The 18,326-nt window shown below is 72.7% G+C and carries 20 protein-coding genes; 14 read left to right on the top strand and 6 right to left on the bottom strand.

The annotated features are described in order from the left end of the window. Window positions 1–20: 20 nt before the first annotated feature. Window positions 21–1,346, bottom strand: a complete 1,326-nt coding sequence (locus ACFY3C_RS40145) for a PH domain-containing protein (protein ID WP_390774357.1) — start codon at window positions 1,344–1,346, stop codon at window positions 21–23. Beyond that, window positions 1,343–1,846 carry a PH domain-containing protein gene (locus ACFY3C_RS40140; protein ID WP_390774356.1) on the bottom strand — a complete coding sequence of 168 codons (504 nt, stop codon included), beginning with the start codon at window positions 1,844–1,846 and terminating at the stop codon, window positions 1,343–1,345. The genes ACFY3C_RS40145 and ACFY3C_RS40140 overlap by 4 nt, the downstream gene beginning before the upstream one ends. A 31-nt stretch (window positions 1,847–1,877) precedes the next feature. Here ACFY3C_RS40140 and ACFY3C_RS40135 point away from each other — a divergent pair, with 31 nt between their 5' ends. After that, entirely contained in the window at window positions 1,878–3,026 is a 1,149-nt protein-coding gene (locus ACFY3C_RS40135) for an NADH-quinone oxidoreductase subunit D (protein ID WP_386579546.1), read from the top strand. A gap of 10 nt (window positions 3,027–3,036) precedes the next feature. Here ACFY3C_RS40135 and ACFY3C_RS40130 read toward each other — a convergent pair whose 3' ends face one another. Further along, window positions 3,037–4,113 (bottom strand): SAM-dependent methyltransferase, encoded by a 1,077-nt coding sequence (locus ACFY3C_RS40130; protein ID WP_390774355.1) that lies wholly within the window; start codon window positions 4,111–4,113, stop codon window positions 3,037–3,039. 118 nt (window positions 4,114–4,231) lie between these two features. Here ACFY3C_RS40130 and ACFY3C_RS40125 point away from each other — a divergent pair, with 118 nt between their 5' ends. After that, window positions 4,232–5,437, top strand: coding sequence for a sensor histidine kinase (locus ACFY3C_RS40125; protein ID WP_386579550.1), 1,206 nt, complete (start codon window positions 4,232–4,234; stop codon window positions 5,435–5,437). A 74-nt stretch (window positions 5,438–5,511) separates the two neighbouring features. Further along, window positions 5,512–6,183, top strand: coding sequence for a response regulator transcription factor (locus ACFY3C_RS40120; protein ID WP_097253150.1), 672 nt, complete (start codon window positions 5,512–5,514; stop codon window positions 6,181–6,183). A gap of 73 nt (window positions 6,184–6,256) precedes the next feature. Here the strand turns inward: ACFY3C_RS40120 and ACFY3C_RS40115 are convergent, their stop codons facing one another. Then, window positions 6,257–7,360 carry a DUF5937 family protein gene (locus ACFY3C_RS40115; protein WP_390774354.1) on the bottom strand — a complete coding sequence of 368 codons (1,104 nt, stop codon included), beginning with the start codon at window positions 7,358–7,360 and terminating at the stop codon, window positions 6,257–6,259. 160 nt (window positions 7,361–7,520) lie between these two features. Here ACFY3C_RS40115 and ACFY3C_RS40110 point away from each other — a divergent pair, with 160 nt between their 5' ends. Further along, complete coding sequence (locus ACFY3C_RS40110; protein WP_386579554.1) at window positions 7,521–7,727, top strand: hypothetical protein; 207 nt, start codon at window positions 7,521–7,523, stop codon at window positions 7,725–7,727. Between the two features lie 27 nt (window positions 7,728–7,754). Here ACFY3C_RS40110 and ACFY3C_RS40105 read toward each other — a convergent pair whose 3' ends face one another. Continuing rightward, a complete protein-coding gene (locus tag ACFY3C_RS40105) occupies window positions 7,755–8,927 on the bottom strand; it encodes a threonine aldolase family protein (protein WP_390774353.1) in 1,173 nt (390 codons plus the stop codon). Between the two features lie 172 nt (window positions 8,928–9,099). On the opposite strand from ACFY3C_RS40105, the gene ACFY3C_RS40100 reads away from it, so the two are divergent. The 10 genes from ACFY3C_RS40100 (at window position 9,100) to ACFY3C_RS40055 (ending at window position 17,296) form a co-directional block, all read left to right on the top strand. Continuing rightward, window positions 9,100–10,044: a Rossmann-like and DUF2520 domain-containing protein gene (locus tag ACFY3C_RS40100; protein WP_390774352.1), complete on the top strand. Its 945-nt coding sequence runs from the start codon at window positions 9,100–9,102 to the stop codon at window positions 10,042–10,044. After that, window positions 10,044–11,045, top strand: a complete 1,002-nt coding sequence (gene panC, locus ACFY3C_RS40095) for a pantoate--beta-alanine ligase (protein ID WP_389188547.1) — start codon at window positions 10,044–10,046, stop codon at window positions 11,043–11,045. Before ACFY3C_RS40100 ends, panC begins: the two co-directional genes overlap by 1 nt. After that, window positions 11,042–12,769 (top strand): L-aspartate oxidase, encoded by a 1,728-nt coding sequence (locus ACFY3C_RS40090; RefSeq protein WP_390774351.1) that lies wholly within the window; start codon window positions 11,042–11,044, stop codon window positions 12,767–12,769. Before panC ends, ACFY3C_RS40090 begins: the two co-directional genes overlap by 4 nt. Continuing rightward, window positions 12,766–13,743, top strand: coding sequence for a carboxylating nicotinate-nucleotide diphosphorylase (nadC, locus tag ACFY3C_RS40085; RefSeq protein ID WP_386579562.1), 978 nt, complete (start codon window positions 12,766–12,768; stop codon window positions 13,741–13,743). Before ACFY3C_RS40090 ends, nadC begins: the two co-directional genes overlap by 4 nt. A 5-nt stretch (window positions 13,744–13,748) precedes the next feature. Continuing rightward, window positions 13,749–14,546 (top strand): type III pantothenate kinase, encoded by a 798-nt coding sequence (locus ACFY3C_RS40080; RefSeq protein WP_145885761.1) that lies wholly within the window; start codon window positions 13,749–13,751, stop codon window positions 14,544–14,546. 194 nt (window positions 14,547–14,740) lie between these two features. Beyond that, entirely contained in the window at window positions 14,741–15,412 is a 672-nt protein-coding gene (locus ACFY3C_RS40075; RefSeq protein ID WP_390774431.1) for a hypothetical protein, read from the top strand. 57 nt (window positions 15,413–15,469) lie between these two features. Continuing rightward, complete coding sequence (locus tag ACFY3C_RS40070) at window positions 15,470–15,649, top strand: hypothetical protein (RefSeq protein ID WP_351216009.1); 180 nt, start codon at window positions 15,470–15,472, stop codon at window positions 15,647–15,649. Between the two features lie 169 nt (window positions 15,650–15,818). Continuing rightward, a complete protein-coding gene (locus ACFY3C_RS40065) occupies window positions 15,819–16,214 on the top strand; it encodes a BlaI/MecI/CopY family transcriptional regulator (RefSeq protein ID WP_386579565.1) in 396 nt (131 codons plus the stop codon). Window positions 16,215–16,223: 9 nt separating this feature from the next. Next, window positions 16,224–16,757 (top strand): amino-acid N-acetyltransferase, encoded by a 534-nt coding sequence (locus tag ACFY3C_RS40060; RefSeq protein ID WP_386579566.1) that lies wholly within the window; start codon window positions 16,224–16,226, stop codon window positions 16,755–16,757. A 203-nt stretch (window positions 16,758–16,960) separates the two neighbouring features. Beyond that, window positions 16,961–17,296, top strand: coding sequence for an Lsr2 family protein (locus ACFY3C_RS40055; RefSeq protein ID WP_386579568.1), 336 nt, complete (start codon window positions 16,961–16,963; stop codon window positions 17,294–17,296). On the opposite strand, the gene ACFY3C_RS40050 is transcribed toward ACFY3C_RS40055, so the two are convergent. Further along, window positions 17,275–17,925 carry an SCO3374 family protein gene (locus tag ACFY3C_RS40050; RefSeq protein ID WP_390774350.1) on the bottom strand — a complete coding sequence of 217 codons (651 nt, stop codon included), beginning with the start codon at window positions 17,923–17,925 and terminating at the stop codon, window positions 17,275–17,277. The two genes, ACFY3C_RS40055 and ACFY3C_RS40050, sit on opposite strands and share 22 nt — an antisense overlap. Between the last annotated feature and the right edge of the window lie 401 nt (window positions 17,926–18,326).

Here is an 18,326-nt window from a genome sequence, read left to right as displayed (position 1 = left end):
CCGCGAGGGGTGGGCCGGGCTCACGCCATCCAGCAGTCGGGGCGGGCGTCCCTGCGGCCGGTGCGGGACCGCTCCGCCTGGGCGCGCAGCAGCAGTGCGGCCTCCTCGGCGTCCCGCAGGCGGGCCGTGACGGTCTTGTCGGCCCCGGTGTCCACGTGGACGTCGGCGAGCCGCCACAGCCGCTCCCAGGGCCCCTGGGTGAGCCGTACGCTCTGCACCTTGGCGTGCGGGACCAGCGACAGGCGGCGGCGCAGCAGGCCGTGCCGGGCGGCGAACACCGCTTCGGTGACCGCGAGGCCGTGCCCGCGCCACCACACCGGCACGCACCGACCGGCCCGCCGGGGCGGGCGGGACAGCGACTCCGGTACGGTCACGCCGGGCAGTATGCGCGCTATGACCGACTCGGCCAACGCGCGCGGGGCGACCGGCACCAGCACGGAGTTGTCGGACCCGGCCACGTCCAGCTCCACCCGCACCCAGCCCCGCCGTCGCCACAGCAGCGGTTCCACGATCCGCACGGTCTGCACCCGTCCCGGCGGCACCGTCTCGTGCGCGCGGTCGAGCAGGCCGTGGTCGATGCGCAGCCCGTCCGGGGACTCGCCCACCGTCCAGTCGTACTCGGCGACGAACCGCCCCGCGCTGCTCGCGCCCGCCGTACCGAGCAGCGGCAGGGCGGCGGCGAGGACGGTCCACAGGCTGTGGGTGGCGAGCCACAGCACGGGCGGTACGACGAGGGCGGCGGCCAGGGAGCCCCAGGCGGCGCCCGTCAGCACGAGGGAGAGCGCCAGCTCGCGCGGGGGCACCCGCAGCAGCTCGTGCGCCGGTGCCTCGCCGACTTCGCGCGCCGTCTCGGGCGCGAAACCCGCGGCGCGCGCGAGCAGCTCCGCGCGCAGCGTGCGCGCCTCCTGCTCGCCCAGGAAGGCGAGTTCGTCCTTCTTGTCGGCCCCGACGACATCGATGCGCAGCTTGGCGACACCCGCCACGCGCGCGAGGAGCGGGCGCGTGACGTCGACCGCCTGGATGCGCTCCAGCCGGATGTGCGCGGTGCGCCGGAACAGCAGCCCGGTACGGATGCGCAGTTCGCTGTCGGTGACCGCGAAGTGCGTGAACCACCAGGACAGGAAGCCGTAGAGGCCGGCCGCCGGGACCAGCACGGCGAGTCCGACGAGCAGCATCGTGGAGGTCAGCCGCTGCAGCTGCTCCTGCGCGCCGCTCGGGTCGTGCCCGGCCCAGCCGGCGAGTACGGCGACCGGCGCCCAGGTCCGCCGGAAGGGCGTGACGGGGTGCAGCCGCCGCTCGGCCAGGGGCGGGTGTGCCGGCACGTCGTCGAGGTCGGATGTGGTCACAGGCCCGCCGATCGGGCCTCGCCCAGCTCGGTGAGCCGGTCGCGCAGCCGCTCCGCCTCGGCCGGGTCCAGACCCGGGATGGTCGCGTCGGTCGCCGCGGCGGCGGTGTGCAGCTGCACGCTGGCCAGCCCGAAGGAGCGTTCCACGGGCCCCGAGGTGACCTCCACCAGCTGCATCCGCCCGTACGGCACCACGGTCTCCTCGCGCCACAGGACACCGCGGCTGATCAGCAGGTCGTCGGCGCGCTCGGCGTACCGCCAGGAGCGCCAGTTGCGGGCCAGGAGCCGCCAGCCCCACGCGCCGAGGGCCAGCGGGAGCAGCGCGAAGGCGGCCCACGTCCAGCCGGCGAGCAGGCCGGGCAGCAGCCCCGCCGCGACGGCGAACACGCCCGTCCACACCGCCAGCAGCAGGCGGCGCATGCGCAGCAGGCCGGGCGGCAGTCCCCGCCACACCGGCTCTTCCCCCGATATCCCGGTCTCCTCGGGGATCCCCGTTTCCATGGAGCCAGCGTACGTAGGGGAAACTGGGTCCATGACTGCGACGGAGACCACGGTCGGCATCGGCGGTGCCGCCGAGAGCACCGACATGGTGCTCAACATCGGCCCCCAGCATCCGTCCACGCACGGCGTGCTGCGGCTCAAGCTGGTGCTGGACGGAGAGCGCATCCTGCACGCGGAGCCGGTCATCGGCTACATGCACCGGGGCGCGGAGAAGCTCTTCGAGGCGCGCGACTACCGGCAGATCATCATGCTCGCCAACCGCCACGACTGGCTGTCGGCGTTCTCGAACGAGCTGGGCGTGGTCCTCGCCGTGGAGCGGATGCTCGGCATGGAGGTCCCCGAGCGCGCGGTGTGGACGCGCACGCTGCTCGCCGAGCTGAACCGGGTGCTGAACCACCTGATGTTCCTCGGTTCGTACCCGCTGGAGCTGGGCGGGATCACGCCGGTCTTCTACGCGTTCCGGGAGCGCGAGGTGCTCCAGAACGTCATGGAGGAGGTTTCCGGCGGGCGCATGCACTACATGTTCAACCGCGTCGGCGGCCTCAAGGAGGACCTGCCGGCCGGGTGGACGGCACGCGCGCGTGCCGCCGTCGCCGCCGTGCGCTCCCGGATGGACGTCTTCGACGACCTGGTGCTCGGCAACGAGATCTTCCGGGGGCGTACGCGGGACGTGGGGGCGCTCACGCCGGAGACCGTGCACGCCTACGGTGTGAGCGGGCCCATCGCGCGCGCGTCGGGCGTCGACTTCGACCTGCGCCGCGACGAGCCGTACCTGGCCTACGGCGACCTCCAGGACACGCTGAAGGTCGTCACCCGGAGCGAGGGCGACTGTCTCGCCCGTTTCGAGGTGCTCCTGGAGCAGACCCACAACGCACTCGACCTCGCCGACGCCTGCCTGGACCGGTTCGCCGAGCTGCCGCCCGGGCCGATCAACCAGCGGCTGCCCAAGGTGCTGAAGGCGCCCGAGGGGCACACGTACGCGTGGACCGAGAACCCGCTCGGGATCAACGGCTACTACCTGGTCAGCAAGGGCGAGAAGACCCCGTACCGGCTGAAGCTGCGCTCCGCGTCCTACAACAACATCCAGGCCCTGACCGAGCTGCTGCCGGGGACGCTGGTGGCGGACATGGTGGCGATCCTGGGGTCGATGTTCTTCGTGGTCGGCGACATCGACAAGTGAGCCGCCGGCCCTAGGCGAGTGGGTCCGGGATTCCAACCGGCTGTAGCAGCCAGCCGAAGTCGCCGAGGCCGCCCGGGGCAGTGAGTTCGGCGGCCTCGCCGGCACTCGCCAGGGCGCGTACGTAGGCGGCGGGGTCCGTCGAGGCCAGCGCGAGCGGCGGGCGTGCGCCGGTGAGGTCCAGGGCGCGCAGGGCGGCGCGTTGCGTGAGCAGGCGTGCGGCGGGGAGTGTGCGCGCCGTGTCGGAGGGTGTGTGCGCCATGTCGTGAGGTGTGTGCGCCGTGCGAGCTGACGTGCTTGCCACCGCGCACGCGTCCAGCGCGACATGCGCCGTGATGTCGCACGAGCCGTTCGGCACGGGTGCCGTCTCGCGCCCCTCCCGGAAGCCGGTGAGCGTCCCGAACGGGGGGCGCGCGTCCGCGGTGTGCGCGTAGTCCACGGCCACCGCAAGTCCCCGCACCACCCGGTCCACCGCGGCCGCCCACGCCAGGTCCCGGGGCAGCCCGATCTCCGCGCGCAGCCCTTCCTCGCCCGGCAGCTGCCACCACCGCGCCAGCCAGTCCGCGTCCGCGCCCGACACCGGCTGCCCGAGCCGTTCGGTGCCGTCCGCCGCGACGAGCACCAGCCGGGGCACGCCCGCCGGGTCCACCTCGGCGACGTCCACGGGCACGTTGTCCAGCCACTCGTTGGCGAACAGCAGCCCGGTGATCGTCTCCGGGGGTTCGCTCCGCCAGGTGATCCGGTCGTCCAGGCCCGCCGGACGGTCCGCGATCTCGACGGCGTGCCCGCGCGCGCGGGCCGCCACGTCGGCCGGCAGGGCGGCGAGCACGCCGGTCACCAGCTCTCCGCGCCCGGCGCCCATGTCGACGAAGTCCAGCGTCCGCGGCCGCCCGAGCGCCTCGTCGACCCGGCACAGCAGCCGTGCCACGGCGCCCGCGAACAACGCGGAGGCGTGCACGGACGTACGGAAGTGACCGGCCGGGCCCTCGGGCCGCCGGTAGAAGCCGCCCGGCCCGTAGAGCGCCTCCTGGGTCGCCTCCCGCCAGCCGTGTCCCTCGCGGATGCTCTCCGCCGTCGCCTCATCCGTCACCGGGACAGACTAGGCGCACAGGTGATCACGGCATCCACCTTGCGGAGTACGCGTCGCTCTTGCGGATCGGCCCTCCGGTTGACCCCTGCACGCATCTCGCTTCCCTACTCTGGGTTACGTGCAACGCCTTTATGACTTCCTCCGCAGGCACCCGACATGGGTCGACAGCTTCTGGGCCGTCGTCCTGTTCGGGATTTCCGGCGTGAGCGTGGTGAGTCAGAACGGCGTGCCGGACCACCACATGTCGGTCGGCGGCGGGCTGGCGGTGTCCGCCGTCCTGTGCGTCGTCGTGGCGCTGCGTCGCCGCTTCCCGGAGGCGATGCTGCTGCTGGCCCTCGCGACAGGGCTGGCCCAGCTGGTCCTGGACATCGAGATGACCGCCGCCGACTTCGCCATGCTGGTGATCACCTACACGGTCGCGGCGGTCGGTGCGCGCTGGGCCTCCCGGCTGGCGCTCTTCGTCAGCCTGTCCGCGGCCGCCCTGGCGCAGATCCGCTGGCCGGACCAGCACTCCAGCGGGCTGGGCCAGCTGGCGATCGCGGTGTTCCAGACGGTGCCGTTCGCCCTGGCCTGGGTGCTCGGCGACTCCATGCGCACCCGCCGGGCCTACTTCGCCCAGCTGGAGGAGCGCGCCGCCCGGCTGGAGAAGGAGCGCGAGGCACAGGCGAAGGTGGCGGTCGCGGCCGAGCGCGCCCGGATCGCGCGCGAGCTGCACGACGTCGTCGCGCACAACGTGTCGGTGATGGTGGTCCAGGCCGATGGCGCCGCCTACGTCCTCGACGCCGCGCCCGACCAGGCGAAGAAGGCCCTGGAGACGATCTCCTCCACCGGCCGCCAGGCCCTCGCCGAGATGCGCCGCCTGCTGGGCGTGCTGCGCACCGGCGAGCACCAGGAGAGCGGGGAGTACGTCCCGCAGCCGGACGTCGAGCAGATCGACGACCTCATCGAGCAGTGCCGCAGTTCCGGTCTGCCCGTCGACTTCAAGGTCGAGGGCACCCCGCGCCCGCTGCCCAGCGGGGTGGAGCTGACCGCGTACCGCATCGTGCAGGAGGCGCTCACCAACACCCGCAAGCACGGCGGGCCCAACGCGGGCGCGAGCGTGCGGCTGGTCTACTTCGACGACGGGCTCGGCCTGCTCGTCGAGGACGACGGCAAGGGCGCCCCGCACGAGCTGTACGAGGAGGGCGGCGCCGACGGCCAGGGGCACGGCCTGATCGGCATGCGCGAGCGGGTCGGCATGGTCGGCGGCACCCTGGACGCCGGCCCGCGCCCGGGCGGAGGATTCCGCATCAGCGCGCTGCTCCCGCTCAAACCGGCGCACTGACGCCGCCGCACGCCCCCTGTTGACACCTGTCACGCCCCCAGAGCAACCCCCAGAGCAAACGGAAGAGGCCCCCGATGACGATCCGCGTGATGCTCGTCGACGACCAGGTGCTGCTGCGCACCGGGTTCCGGATGGTGCTCGCCGCCCAGCCGGACATGGAGGTCGTCGCGGAGGCGGGTGACGGAGTCGAGGCCCTTCAGGTGGTGCGTTCCACCGCCGTCGACGTCGTCCTGATGGACGTCCGCATGCCGAAGCTGGACGGCGTCGAGGCCACGCGCCGCATCTGCCAGGAGCCGAACCCACCGAAGGTGCTCATCCTGACCACCTTCGACCTGGACGAGTACGCCTTCTCCGGGCTGAAGGCGGGCGCCTCCGGCTTCATGCTCAAGGACGTGCCGCCCGGCGAGCTGCTCGCGGCCATCCGCTCCGTGCACAGCGGCGACGCGGTGGTGGCGCCGTCCACCACCCGGCGCCTGCTGGACCGGTTCGCGCCGATGCTGCCCTCCGCCGGCCGGGAGCCCCAGCACAAGGAACTGGAGCGGCTCACCGACCGGGAGCGCGAGGTCATGGTGCTGGTCGCGCAGGGCCTGTCGAACGGCGAGATCGCGGCCCGGCTGGTGCTGTCCGAGGCGACGGTGAAGACCCATGTGGGGCGCATCCTGACCAAGCTCGGCCTGCGTGACCGGGTGCAGGTGGTGGTGCTGGCGTACGAGACCGGACTGGTCCGGGCCGGCGGGCACGGCTGACGCCCCCTCGGCGAAGTCCGCTGCAGTTCGGCAGCGCCCTGAAGGGGCGCGGGGCCGTGTTTGACGACAGGACCTAGCGCAGGACGCCCTCGATGAAGTCGCTGCCCAGGCGGGCCACCGCGGACAGGTCCAGCTGGTGCTGGACGTAGCGGCCGCGGCGGCCGCTCGTGATCAGGCCCGCCTTCTTCAACACCGCCAGGTGCCGGGATATCTCGGGGGCGGACATGCCGTGCGCGTCCGCCAGTTCGCTCGTGGTGTGCTGGGCGCGGGCCAGATGGCGGCACAGCCGCATCCGCACCGGGTGGGCCAGCGCCTCCAGGCGGAGCGTGAGCTGCTCGACGGACGGCGCCTGCGGGTGGCAGCCGCTGACGGGATAGGTGATCGTGGGCTGCCAGCCGTACCGGTGCAGGACCATCACATGGGGCCAGCCGAGGCTGGTCGGCACCAGGACGAGGCCGCCGTCGCCGATGGCCGTCCGCCCCACCAGGAGCTTGTCGACCGTGATGAGCCCGGCCTCCTCGTCCAGCGAGACGGCACCGGAGAGCGAGGCGAGGGCCTCGCCCAGGCCCTTGCGGCGCAGCAGTTCGGTCTTGTGCCGGGCGTCCGCCGCGAGCTGGGGCTGGAGCCGGGCCCAGGTGTCGGCGAAGAAGGCCTCGTCGCAGTCGAGCACGAGCTGCCGGAACCAGGCGCGGACGGCCGGCGGGTCCTCCAGCAGCCGGCGGGTGACCCGCTCCTGGACGGCACCGCGCGCGGCGGCCAGCTCCAGGGAGCGCCGACGCAGCTCCGGATCGTCGAGCGGGCCGGGCTCGGCGATGTCGTAGCGCAGCTGACAGGTGAACTCCAGGGCCGCGTGGACGAACTGTTCGTCCGTCAGCATGTCCAGCTGGTCCAGTTCCTCGGCGAGCGTGGCGCCCGGTTGCGCACGCCCGCCGGGTATCCCGGCGAACGGGGCGAAGACGTCGGAGAACGTCGTGCGCCACAGGAAGTCCGCCTCGCACAGCCGGTCGGCCAGACCCGGGTCCAGCCGCGTCGACACGGCGGTCACCCAGCCCTGCAGCTGCGGGTGGTGGCCGGGCTCGCTGAGCGCGTGCAGCGCCATCCCCAGCTCCGCCAGCGGTGAGGGCACGACGGAGATGCGCTCCGGCGGCAGTCCGGCGATGTCGATGGTCACGCTCATGCCCCCATGGTGCACCCGGCCACCGACACTGCCCCGTGGATTGACGGCTGCCGTCAATCCACGGGACATCCGCTCTGAGCAGGAGCAATCTGAGGACACCGGGGCAACCGCGGAGCCCGATCAGTCATCGATCAGCCACGTCCCGAGAAGGCGATCCGCCATGAGCATCACGCAGCAGTACCTCCTCGACACCTACCGCGCCCGCCTGCACGGCGAGCCCGCACCGCCCGCGCCGGGCCGCCACGACCGCGACCTGATGCGCGAGCTGCGCGACTACCGCCGCTTCCGCGCGGTCCTCGCCGAGCGCCCGGCGCGCGGGCGGCTCCGCCAGGCCCTGACCCGCCGGCTGCGCCCCCGCGCGCTGTAGCTACGCCCGCTCCGGAAAGCGCGCCGGCTACGCCCGCTCCGGCAAGCGCGCCGTGAAGTCCGCGACCGCCGCTCGCACGTCGTCCGTGGTCCACTCCAGGCCGGCGGCGGTCACGGTCACCTCGATCGAGGACAGCCCCGGCCCCTTGGCGGCCCAGGGCCCGACGAAGAGGTAGGTCCCGGTCTCCTCGGCCTGGCGTACGGCTGCCTCCACCAGTACGTCGGTGTCGTACGGCAGCCAGACCTGGAACTGGTGGGTGTGCGGCTCCCCGGGGTGCACGCGCGCCCACGGCAGCCCGGCCTCGGTGAACCCCTCGCGCAGCGCGGCGGCGACCACGCGCGCGTGGCGCACGTAGTCGGGCAGCCGGGGCAGCTCCCGCTCCAGGCCGACGAGCGCCGACAGAGCGGTCGGGAACTGCTGGAAGATCGCGCCGCCGTAGCGGTGCCGCCAGGTCTTCGCCTCCTCGACCAGGGACTTCGGGCCGGCCAGCGCGGCGCCGCCGAAGCCTTCCAGGGACTTGTAGAACGACACGTAGACGCTGTCCGCCAAGTCCGCGATCTCGTGCAGGGGACGCCCGAAGTGGACGGTGGTCTCCCACAGGCGCGCGCCGTCGAAGTGCACCACTGCGTCGCGCTCCCGCGCCGCCTGCACGACTTCCGTCAGCTCCTCCCAGGAGGGCAGCACGAAACCGGCGTCCCTGAGCGGCAGTTCCAGCATCAACGCCCCGAAGGGCTCCTCGAAGCCGCGTATCTCCTCGGCCGTGGGGAGCCGGGGCTCCTCGGTGACGTGTACCGTGCGCAGGCCGCTGACCTCCCGGAACGCGTTGCGTTCATGCACCTCGGGGTGGGCGAGCGGGTGCAGGGCGACCGTGGGGTTGCCGGTCCGGGCCGCCCAGCAGCGCAGGGCCACCTGCTGGGCCATCGTGCCGGTCGGGAAGAACGCGGCGGCCTCCGTGCCCAGCAGAGCAGCGACCCGTTCCTCCAGGGTCGCGACGATCCGGTTGCCGTACACGTCCGCCGGTTCGTCCAGGTCGTACACCTCATGCGCCGTCTCCTGGAGCAGCGCGAGCCGTTCGCGGACCGAGGCGCGCAGACCCGTGCGCGCCAGGACGCGCGTGGCCTTCCGGTAGCCGGCCGCGCGCCGCTCCTGCAGCTGCTCCTCGGCGGACCGCTCGTCACCCTGCTCAGCCGTATCAGTCATGCCGTGGATCATGCCCCGCGCGCTGGTGCGCGGCAGCGGAATCTCCGTACGGCGAAGGCGTGGCGTAACCCACAGCCTGTGGACGACCGGCCGTGACCCGACCCGATAGCGTTAACATGACGAGAAATCGTCCGGTACCCAGAGCGGACTGGAACGGGAAGGCCGCCGTCGCGTGAGTACAGTCCACCAGCCAGACCTCAAGGACCGCCCCGCGCGGCTCACCGTCGGCGTCGTCGGCGCCGGACGGGTGGGCCCCGCCCTGGCCGCGTCCCTCCAGCTCGCCGGGCATCGCCCGGTGGCCGTCTCCGGAGTCTCCGACGCCTCCCGCAGGCGCGCCGAGACGATGCTCCCCGACGTGCCCCTGGTGCCGCCCGCCGAGGTCCTCCAGCGCGCCGACCTCGTCCTGCTCACCGTCCCCGACGACGCCCTGCCCGATCTGGTCGCCGGCCTCGTCGAGACCGGCGCCGTGCGGCCGGGACAGCTGCTCGTGCACACCTCCGGGCGGTACGGCGCCAAGGTCCTCGACCCCGCCCTGCGCGCGGGCGCGCTGCCCCTGGCGCTGCACCCGGCGATGACCTTCACCGGCACCCCGGTGGACGTCCAGCGCCTGGCGGGCTGCTCCTTCGGCGTCACCGCGCCCGAGGAGCTGCGCCTGGCCGCCGAGGCCCTCGTCATCGAGATGGGCGGCGAGCCCGAGTGGATCAGCGAGGAGAACCGCCCGCTCTACCACGCGGCCCTCGCCCTCGGCGCCAACCACCTGGTGACCCTGGTCGCCCAGTCCATGGAGCTGCTGCGCACGGCGGGCGTCGAGGCCCCCGACCGGATGCTCGGCCCGCTCCTCGGCGCCGCCCTGGACAACGCGCTGCGCTCCGGCGACGCGGCGCTCACCGGACCGGTCGCGCGCGGGGACGCGGGCACGGTCGCCGCGCACGTCACCGAGCTGCGCAGACACGCCCCGCAGACCGTCGCGGGCTATCTGGCGATGGCCCGCGCGACCGCCGACCGTGCCCTCGCCCACGGCCTGCTGAAGCCGGAACTCGCCGAGGACCTGCTCGGCGTGCTGGCCGACGGCGGGAACGGCACCGACGGCACGAACAGCACCGAGGGGAACGCCTGATGACCGCCGCCCTGCTGAGCACCGCCGAAGAGCTGCACGCGCGCGTGCGCCACGGCCGCCGTGCCGTCGTGATGACCATGGGCGCCCTGCACGAGGGCCACGCCACGCTGATCCGCACCGCGCGCGAGCTGGCCGGCCCGGGCGGCGAGGTCGTCGTCACCGTCTTCGTCAACCCGCTGCAGTTCGGCGCCGGCGAGGACCTGGACCGCTACCCGCGCACCCTCGAAGCCGACCTGAAGCTCGCCGAGCAGGCGGGCGCCGACGCCGTGTTCGCGCCCTCCGTGGACGAGGTGTACCCGGGCGGCGAACCCCAGGTGCGCGTCTCCGCGGGCCCGATGGGCGCACGCCTGGAGGGCGCCTCGCGGCCCGGGCACTTCGACGGCGTGCTCACCGTCGTCGCCAAGCTGCTGCACCTCAGCCGCCCCGACGTGGCCCTGTTCGGGCAGAAGGACGCCCAGCAACTGGCCCTGATCCGGCGCATGGTGCGGGACCTGAACTTCGGCATCGAGATCGTCGGCGTACCGACCGTGCGCGAGGAGGACGGGCTCGCCCTGTCCAGCCGCAACCGCTACCTCTCGCCCGACGAGCGCCGCACCGCCCTCGCCCTGTCCCGCGCGCTGTTCGCCGGCCGCGACCGGCACGCCGCGCAGGAGGCGCTGCGCGCGCGGGCCCGCGAAGTGCCGTCCACGCGCGCGCGTGCCGAGGCGCTGAGCGCCATAGGGGAGTCCCGCGCGGCGGCCGACGCGCACGCCGTGGCCACCGCCGCGCCCGGCGGCCCGGCGGCCGTCCGCGCAGCCGCCCGCCAGGTCCTGGACGAGGCCGTCCGCCTCGACCCGCCGCTCCAGCTGGACTACCTCGCCCTCGTGGACCCGTCCGACTTCACCGAGATCGGTGACGGCTTCACCGGCGAGGCCGTCCTCGCGGTGGCCGCCCGGGTGGGCACCACCCGGCTGATCGACAACCTCCCTCTCACCTTCGGATCCCTCGGAGCCGCCTCGTGACCAGCACAGGCATACGACTGCACGCGCCCGCACCCGGGTGGTCCATCTCCGCAGACGTGGTCGTCGTCGGCTCCGGAGTGGCCGGCCTGACCGCCGCCCTGCGCTGCGAGGCCGCGGGCCTGACGACGGTCGTCGTCACCAAGGCCCGCCTGGACGACGGCTCCACGCGCTGGGCGCAGGGCGGCATCGCCGCCGCCCTCGGCGAGGGCGACACTCCGGAGCAGCACCTCGAGGACACCCTGGTGGCCGGCGCGGGCCTGTGCGACGAGGACGCCGTACGGATTCTCGTCACCGAGGGCCCCGGTGCGGTACGGCGGCTGATCTCCACCGGCGCCCACTTCGACACCGACGACGAGGGCGACATCCAGCTCACCCGCGAGGGCGGCCACCACCGGCGCCGTATCGTGCACGCGGGCGGGGACGCGACCGGCGCGGAGGTCTCCCGCGCGCTCGTGGAGGCCGCACTTGCGCGCGGGGTGCGCATGATCGAGAACGCGCTGGTCCTGGACCTGCTCACGGATGCCGAGGGCCGCACCGCGGGTGTCTCCCTGCACGTGATGGGCGAGGGTCAGCACGACGGCGTGGGCGCCGTGCACGCCCCCGCTGTCGTCCTCGCCACCGGCGGGATGGGCCAGGTGTTCTCCGCGACCACCAACCCGTCCGTGTCCACCGGCGACGGCGTGGCGCTGGCGCTGCGCGCGGGCGCGGAGATCAGCGACCTCGAGTTCGTCCAGTTCCACCCGACCGTGCTCTTCCTCGGCCCGGACGCCGAGGGCCAGCAGCCGCTCGTCTCCGAGGCGGTGCGCGGCGAGGGCGCCCACCTGGTCGACGGGGACGGGGTGCGCTTCATGGTCGGACAGCACGAGTTGGCCGAGCTGGCGCCCCGGGACATCGTCGCCAAGGGCATCACGCGGCGGATGCTGGAGCAGGACGCCGAGCACATGTTCCTCGACGCCCGGCACTTCGGCGCCGACATGTGGGAGCACCGCTTCCCGACCATCCTGGCCGCCTGCCGCGCCAACGGCATCGACCCGGTCACCGAGCCCATCCCGATCGCCCCGGCCGCCCACTACGCCTCCGGAGGCGTCCGTACCGACGCGCAGGGGCGGACGACCGTCCCCGGCCTGTACGCGTGCGGTGAGGTCGCCTGCACCGGCGTGCACGGCGCCAACCGGCTCGCCTCCAACTCCCTCCTCGAAGGCCTCGTCTACGCCGAGCGGATCGCCGCCGACATCGCGGCGGCCCACGCCGCGGACGGCCTGCACGCGCGCGTGCCCGTACCGGTCCCGGACCCGGAGAAGCCCGCGTACCCGCTGCTCGCCCCCGAGGCCCGGTTCGCCATCCAGCGGATCATGACCGAGGGCGCGGGCGTGCTCCGCTCGGCGGAGTCGCTGGACAAGGCCGCGGACCAGCTCCAGCGGCTGCACAGCGAGGCCCGCGACGCCCTGGAGGAGAACGGCAAGACCGCCGAGCCGGGCGTCGACACCTGGGAGTCGACCAACCTCCTGTGCGTGGCCCGCGTCCTGATCGCCGCCGCGCGGCTGCGCGAGGAGACCCGCGGCTGCCACTGGCGCGAGGACCGCGCCGAGCGCGACGACACCGACTGGCGACGCCACATCGTCGTACGGCTCAATCCCGACCGGTCGCTGGCCGTACGCACCACGGACACCGCAGACTTCCCCCCGACCCGGCAACACCAGCGCCCTCAGGAGCAGAACAAGTGAGCACCGACGACCTTCCCCTCGTCCCGACCGGCGGCTGCGGTGACGGCTGCGCCTGCGGCGCGGAGGGCGACGAGGAGTACCTGGAGTGCGGGCTCGACCCCGCGCTCGCCGAGCTGCTGGCCGCTGCCGGACTCGACCCCGTCGAGGTCGAGGACATCGCGAACGTCGCCATCCAGGAGGACCTGGCCGGCGGCGTGGACGTGACGACCGTCGCGACCATCCCCGAGGAGGCCGTGGCCACCGGCGACTTCACCGCGCGTGAGGCCGGAGTGGCGGCGGGCCTGCGGGTCGCCGAGGCCGTGCTCTCGGTGGTCTGCACGGACGAGTTCGAGGTCGAGCGGCACGTCGAGGACGGCGACCGCGTCGAGGCCGGGCAGAAGCTGCTGTCGGTCACCACGCGCACGCGTGACCTGCTCACCGCCGAGCGCAGCGCCCTCAACCTCCTGTGCAGCCTCTCCGGCATCGCGACCGCCACGCGCGCGTGGGCCGACGCGCTGGAGGGCACCAACGCGCGCGTGCGTGACACCCGCAAGACCACGCCGGGGCTGCGCTCGCTGGAGAAGTTCGCGGTGCGCTGCGGCGGGGGCGTCAACCACCGCATGTCGCTCTCCGACGCCGCTCTGGTGAAGGACAACCACGTGGTGGCCGCCGGCGGCGTCGCACAGGCCTTCAAGGCCGTACGGGAGGCCTTCCCGGAGGTGCCGATCGAGGTCGAGGTCGACACCCTGCACCAGCTGCGCGAGGTCGTCGAGGCGGGCGCCGACCTGATCCTGCTGGACAACTTCACGCCCGACCAGTGCGCGGAGGCGGTCGGGATCGTCCGCGGGCGCGCTCTGCTGGAGGCCTCCGGGCGGCTCACCCTCGACACCGCGCGCATGTACGCCGACACCGGCGTGGACTTCCTGGCCGTCGGCGCCCTCACCCACTCCTCGCCGATCCTCGACATCGGCCTGGACCTGCGCGAGGCGGAGTAACGGCCATGCTGCTCACGATCGACGTCGGTAACACGCACACCGTGCTCGGCCTGTTCGACGGCGAGGACATCGTCGAGCACTGGCGCATCTCCACGGACGCGCGCCGCACGGCGGACGAGCTGGCGGTGCTGCTGCAGGGCCTGATGGGCATGCACCCGCTGCTCGGTGAGGAGCTGGGCGACGGCATCGACGGCATCGCGATCTGCGCGACCGTGCCGTCGGTGCTGCACGAGCTGCGCGAGGTCACCCGGCGCTACTACGGCGACGTGCCCGCGGTGCTGGTCGAGCCGGGCGTGAAGACGGGCGTGCCGATCCAGTTCGACAACCCCAAGGAGGTCGGCGCCGACCGCATCATCAACGCGGTCGCGGCGAACGAGCTGTACGGCGGCCCGGCGATCGTCGTCGACTTCGGCACGGCGACCACCTTCGACGCGATCTCCGCGCGCGGGGAGTACGTCGGCGGGGTCATCGCCCCCGGCATCGAGATCTCGGTGGAGGCCCTCGGGATCAGGGCCGCGCAGCTGCGGAAGATCGAGGTGGCCCGGCCCAGGAACGTGATCGGCAAGAACACCGTCGAGGCCATGCAGTCGGGCGTCGTGTACGGCTTCGCCGGGCAGGTCGACGGCGTGGTGGGCCGGATGGCCCGGGAGCTGGCCGACGACCCCGACGACGTGACGGTGATCGCCACGGGCGGCCTCGCGCCGGTGGTGCTGGGCGAGTCCTCGGTGATCGACGAGCACCAGCCGTGGCTGACCCTGATCGGCCTGCGCCTGGTGTACGAGCGGAACGTGTCCCGGATGTGAGGCACCGGCGCCCGTGGCGGGCGCCGGCCTTCGCGGGCGCCGGGTGCCCGGTCTTTGCGCCGCACGCGCGCGGGTGACCCCGGTCGGGGGAAACCTGGCAGCGACACGCGACGACACAGCATTCCGATTCGTCACTTTTGTCCGATTAGCGGTAGCGTCGCCGCATGCCCACGCCATACGGATCCCGCGGCGGCATGGCGTTCGGCGCGGAGGAGCTGCGTGTGCTCCGCCGTGCTCTCGCCCTCGCCCTTCACCCCGGCCGAGCGTCCACCGAGGACGTCAAGGACTGCTTCCGCCTCGCCGAGTCGCTCGACGAGGCGATGCGCGAGGGGGCCAGGCTGCGCGCCTTCCTGGTGGCCGACCTCGGCCGGTACCGCGCCGCCCTGCCGGGCGCCGCCGCCGGCTACCTCACCCTGATCGAGGAGGCGCTGGGCGCCGGGCACCGGCCGACGCCGGACGATCTCGTCGCACTCCGGGCGCTGCGCGGGAACCCTGTGGCGGCCGCCCTGCTGGACCGCTGCCAGGGGCTCGCCGAGCAGGATGTACGGGCACGCTTCGCCCAGGGCGCCCGCAAGGTCCCGGCCCCCGCCGTACCGCCCTCCAGGGCGCGCCTGCTGGCCCTTCCCGGCGGCGCGGGCGAGACCCTGGCTGCGGAGGCCGACGACGCGGACAAGCCCGCCCAGAAGCCCGCTCCGAAGCCCGGCAAGACCCCTCCCGCACGTCCCGCCGAGCGCCCGGCCTCCGAACCGGCCGCCCCGAAGCGCCCCATCCCCACGCCGGGCGAGGTCTTCCCCCGCCGCAAGCCGCCGACGCCGCCCGCCGACCCGGCCGAGCCCGCCGAGTCGCGGCAGCTCGCTGCCGGCTGAGCGCCGCTTCGCCCACCCCGTCCCTTTCGCCCCGGCCCCTCTGGCTACTCTGGAGCCATGGACTACGTCTCCGCGCTCGTGCCCCCGGTCGTCATGGCCGTGTTCTTCATCGGTGTGGTCAGGGTGATCGTGAAGACCCAGGGCGGGGCCGCCAAGGCCAAGGAGGACGCGGCCGTGGACGCCGCCCTCGCGCGCGCGGAAAGTGCACGTCAGGCCTCCGCCGCCGGCGACGCCTGAACCGTACGGCTCTGGGCGCACGACTCCTCGCACCCCGGTGCTCTCCGAGTCGTGCGCCCTTTTTGTCCACCTTCGTAACCTAAGTGCACGTTCGGCACGCCATTGGCGGGATCTCCCACTATTGTTCTGAGCTGTGCCTCGCCCATTGGGAGAACTCGAAGACGCGGTCATGACGCGGGTGTGGAAGTGGAACCGCCCGGTGACCGTTCGAGAAGTCCTGGAAGACCTGCAGCAGGAACGGTCCATCGCGTACACCACCGTGATGACCGTTTTGGACAATCTCCATCAGAAGGGCTGGGTGCGCCGTGAGGCCGAAGGGCGCGCCTATCGATATGAGGCCGTCTCCACCCGAGCCGCCTACGCCGCCGCTCTGATGAACGACGCCTGGTCGCAGAGCGACAACCCCGCCGCGGCTCTCGTCGCCTTCTTCGGGATGATGAGCGAGGAACAGCGCCAGGCCCTCAGGGACGCCGTACGCATCGTCCAGGGTCCGGAAACGCAGGAAGCCCCCCAAGCCCCGCAAGTGGAGAACCCCGGCGCGGCGGGGGAGGCCGCCGGGCGATAGCGTCCGCTCATGTCAGCAGAGCGTCCCGAAGTCACCGCAAAAGCCATCACCGTCCGGCGGGCCCGGACCAGCGATGTTCCGGCCGTGCGCCGCCTCCTCGACGCCTACGCCCGCGACCGCATCCTGCTCGACAAAGCCACGGTGACGCTTTACGAGGACATCCAGGAGTTCTGGGTCGCGGAACGCGACGACAACGCCGAGGTGGTCGGCTGCGGGGCGCTGCACGTCATGTGGGAAGACCTGGCGGAAGTCCGCACTCTCGCGGTGAAGCCCGGCCTCAAGGGCGCCGGTGTCGGCCATCAGTTGCTGGAGAAGTTGGTGGAGACGGCGCGCTGGCTCGGCGTTCGGCGCGTTTTCTGTCTCACCTTCGAAGTGGACTTCTTCGGGAAGCACGGCTTCGTGGAGATCGGGGAGACACCGGTCGACACCGATGTGTACGCGGAGCTCTTGCGTTCCTATGACGAGGGTGTCGCCGAGTTCCTCGGTCTCGAACGAGTGAAACCGAACACCTTGGGCAACAGCCGGATGCTTCTGCATCTGTGATCGTCTTTGCCCGGGTGCCCTATGTCCGAAACGCGCATGTTTCCGGGCCGAGACGGGCCCCTGGGTCTCTCCCAGGGGTTTGTGTTTTTCCGGCAAAAGCGGTTTGCTTTCCGACGTACTGCAGTACTGCATATAACAGGGGCGGCGAAACGGCGGGCGCCGCACACCCCCTGGCCCTCACGTTATCGATGAAAGGAAATCCGGTGGCACAGAAGGTTCAGGTCCTTCTTGTCGACGACCTCGACGGCGGCGAGGCGGACGAGACTGTGACGTTCGCGCTGGACGGCAAGACGTACGAGATCGATCTCACGACTGCCAATGCGGACAAGCTGCGTGGCCTTCTCGACCCCTACTTGAAGGGTGGTCGGCGTACCGGTGGCCGTGCCTCGGGCGGGCGCGGAAAGACGCGTGCCGCTTCCGGCGGCAGCCAGGACACCGCGCAGATCCGCGCCTGGGCGAAGGACAACGGCTTCGAGGTCAACGACCGCGGCCGTGTTCCCGCGTCCATTCGCGAGGCCTACGAGAAGGCCAACGGCTGATTTCGCCGGCAGGTGAACGGCCGGGCGCTCGCGCGCCGCAGCCGGACCCGGTGGCACTGCGCTGCCACCGCGTCCATCACTCGTACGAGATCGGGGGCGCCTCCCGGGCTCCCCATGGCCGGCAACGCCGGCAGCGAGGCCTCGACCTCGCCCCCCGGCCCGGGGGGCCGCAGCCATACGGCGGCCCCCTGCAGGGAATCGGCGGCGCAGGGCCCGTCGAGAAGCGGCTGAGCCCCGCTCCGGGCCCGCTCGGGCGGAGTCGGCGCCTCCATCAGGCCGCCCGCGCCCAGGACCCGAAGGTCCAGCGTCAGCGCCCCCCATTCCAGCCACTCCAGCAGCGCCGGCAGTTCCTCCGCGCTGCCGACGGCCAGCAGCAGCCGCATCCGATCGCCCCACAGGGCCACCGGAGAGTCCGGCGCGAGATGCCTGAGCGCCGCGGCTCCCGCCTCGGCCGGCGCGTCCAGGACGTCGAACCGCAGCCCCGTGACCAACATCAGCGGCCGTCCGGGCACGGTCGGCCAGCCCAGATCGTTCTCGTACCAGTACCGGGCCCGTACGTCCGGGTTCTCCGGAAGATCGGAGAGCTTCCGGTCGAGCGGTCGGCGAGGAAGGGGGACAGTGGAGGTCATGGAGACCGAGCCAGCCATGCCAAGTGCAACAGCCAAAGCGGGCCTCAGGTTACGCTGGGTGCTCTGACGATTGCGCAGAGTTCCCAAAAGGGGAGCGTGTGGGGGTCCGGGGAGGCGCAAGGTTGTTCGCCCATAGCGGAGGGAACCCGTGCGCACGGCATGGAGTGTCAGTCCCAGCGGGTAAGACATGCCTAGTGGGAGGGGGCGACGCGCAGAACGGGCCGTCTCACGTTCGCCATCGGCGTAGTGGCGAGTGGGGTAACTGCCTGGCCTGCGGGAACATCGTCTCGCACCATCGGGTTGGAGCAGATGTCGGCGTTCGGGGTCAGGAGGCCAAGGACGGTGTCGGCAGTTGGAATGAGCGGTCCCCGCTTGCGGGACTAAGCTGCGGAAGGACAGGG

This window comes from Streptomyces sp. NPDC001410 (assembly GCF_042895235.1).
Classification (GTDB): domain Bacteria; phylum Actinomycetota; class Actinomycetes; order Streptomycetales; family Streptomycetaceae; genus Streptomyces.
This window is presented reverse-complemented; position numbering and strand designations above follow the sequence as displayed.

What these genes read in the sequence shown, in the direction of transcription:
- ACFY3C_RS40135 (WP_386579546.1), top strand. Translation starts at nt 1,878, where the DNA reads ATGACTGCGACGGAGACCACGGTCGGCATCGGCGGTGCCGCCGAGAGC.
- panC (WP_389188547.1), top strand. Translation starts at nt 10,044, where the DNA reads ATGACCGCCGCCCTGCTGAGCACCGCCGAAGAGCTGCACGCGCGCGTG.
- ACFY3C_RS40120 (WP_097253150.1), top strand. Translation starts at nt 5,512, where the DNA reads ATGACGATCCGCGTGATGCTCGTCGACGACCAGGTGCTGCTGCGCACC.
- ACFY3C_RS40140 (WP_390774356.1), bottom strand. Translation starts at nt 1,846, where the DNA reads ATGGAAACGGGGATCCCCGAGGAGACCGGGATATCGGGGGAAGAGCCG.
- ACFY3C_RS40070 (WP_351216009.1), top strand. Translation starts at nt 15,470, where the DNA reads ATGGACTACGTCTCCGCGCTCGTGCCCCCGGTCGTCATGGCCGTGTTC.
- ACFY3C_RS40105 (WP_390774353.1), bottom strand. Translation starts at nt 8,927, where the DNA reads ATGACTGATACGGCTGAGCAGGGTGACGAGCGGTCCGCCGAGGAGCAG.
- ACFY3C_RS40050 (WP_390774350.1), bottom strand. Translation starts at nt 17,925, where the DNA reads ATGACCTCCACTGTCCCCCTTCCTCGCCGACCGCTCGACCGGAAGCTC.
- ACFY3C_RS40065 (WP_386579565.1), top strand. Translation starts at nt 15,819, where the DNA reads ATGACGCGGGTGTGGAAGTGGAACCGCCCGGTGACCGTTCGAGAAGTC.
- ACFY3C_RS40115 (WP_390774354.1), bottom strand. Translation starts at nt 7,360, where the DNA reads ATGAGCGTGACCATCGACATCGCCGGACTGCCGCCGGAGCGCATCTCC.
- ACFY3C_RS40110 (WP_386579554.1), top strand. Translation starts at nt 7,521, where the DNA reads ATGAGCATCACGCAGCAGTACCTCCTCGACACCTACCGCGCCCGCCTG.
- ACFY3C_RS40075 (WP_390774431.1), top strand. Translation starts at nt 14,741, where the DNA reads ATGGCGTTCGGCGCGGAGGAGCTGCGTGTGCTCCGCCGTGCTCTCGCC.
- ACFY3C_RS40080 (WP_145885761.1), top strand. Translation starts at nt 13,749, where the DNA reads ATGCTGCTCACGATCGACGTCGGTAACACGCACACCGTGCTCGGCCTG.
- ACFY3C_RS40060 (WP_386579566.1), top strand. Translation starts at nt 16,224, where the DNA reads ATGTCAGCAGAGCGTCCCGAAGTCACCGCAAAAGCCATCACCGTCCGG.